Below are 1,271 nucleotides of genomic sequence, written 5' to 3'. Positions count from 1 at the left end.
TACCAATGTAAAAAGCAATGGGAACGTTGCATACGCATGTTACATAGCGTCATCTTCAAACATCCTGACTTGTTTCGTGGGCAATGACCGAAATGAGCAGAAAATAATCCCGCAGGGTATTTCGGCAGATGCGCTGTTCATGAAAAAATGGTGGTGAATAATCATTTAAGCTATTGCAACTTTCCAGTCCATGAATCTTTCCAGGTACCATCAGTATCTAAAAATCGCAATGTAATACGTTTCTCGCCACTGTAGTAGAAATGTATTGCGTAGCCTGCTGCCATCGACATATTGTAATAGGAGCGAAAACCGAATGATTGGTCTGCATCATCGAAAAAAGGCTGTATTATAGCTACTTTTTCAAAGTTAAAACATGAAGCAAGTAATTTTAAATCCGTATTGTACACAGCAACTAAAATGAATAAAAATGAGTTTTTGATGAATTAACATACTGATGTGCGCAATACGGATTTAAACAATTATTTGAAGAGTACGGCGTTACAAAAAGGTTCAACAAGTGCAATAATAGCTACTGAAAAAAAGATAACCGATTTTTATATTAAATTCCCAATTCCATTTAATTCCAATCCGAAAGTTGTTGCTGGTTTCTATAGTACAACAGAATTTATCGAATATGGAAATATGACTCCAATGGTTAGTGATGTTTCAAAAACTGGCTTTACAGTAAGAATTGCCAATAATTCTAGCCGTGAATTACAGCCTGCTATATATTGGATAGCAATGGAATGATTGTTTAAAGCATTGCCATCCATGACCCTAACGGGGCTAATGATGTAGTGTGGGCATTAGCGACCCTAAACGTAAAACCAGTTTTACTTGCATTAGCAACATAGGGTGTAAGTAGACCATATTTTTCAGACTGGCTACTGGAGCGGAGGCTGACCATAATCTTTGGGATTGTGGGAAACGGATTAGGAAAAGTGATATCAAAATCTGTTGTTTTACCGGGAGCGCATTCACTGAGAGATGCATTTCCGGCTTGTATATCAGTGTTTGAAATACTCTGTTTCCAATCTCCCCATATAGCGTTAGACTTTGATTTAAAAAATATTTTTTCGGAACCTGCAGTTATATATAAAATAGTCCCATAGTTAGCAGACGACATACAAATTATGGCAGTTCCTGATTGTAGAGTGGTCAATCCCTCTTTATACGGAGTGTTTTTTGTGTTGTCACCGCAATTGACAATCCGTTTTCCCAAGGGACCAGCTTCAGCTTCGGATATCAAATCTGTGATTACTGCGCGATTA

At 37.6% G+C, this 1,271-nt stretch carries 2 protein-coding genes; one reads left to right on the top strand and one right to left on the bottom strand.

Annotated elements, in window-relative coordinates; translation table 11 throughout:
* The first annotated feature begins 483 nt into the window (after positions 1-483).
* Positions 484-750: an H-type lectin domain-containing protein gene (locus HMPREF9469_RS31520; RefSeq protein ID WP_157140337.1), complete on the top strand. Its 267-nt coding sequence runs from the start codon at positions 484-486 to the stop codon at positions 748-750.
* Positions 751-754: 4 nt separating this feature from the next.
* Here HMPREF9469_RS31520 and HMPREF9469_RS32680 read toward each other — a convergent pair.
* Positions 755-1,271: H-type lectin domain-containing protein (locus HMPREF9469_RS32680; RefSeq protein ID WP_007868004.1), on the bottom strand; the 517-nt coding region annotated here is incomplete at its 5' end.

The sequence above is a fragment of the [Clostridium] citroniae WAL-17108 genome, assembly GCF_000233455.1.
In the GTDB taxonomy this organism is placed as follows: Bacteria; Bacillota; Clostridia; order Lachnospirales; family Lachnospiraceae; genus Enterocloster; species Enterocloster citroniae.
Note: the sequence above shows the minus strand (reverse complement) of the source record. Positions and strands in the feature narration are given on the sequence as shown.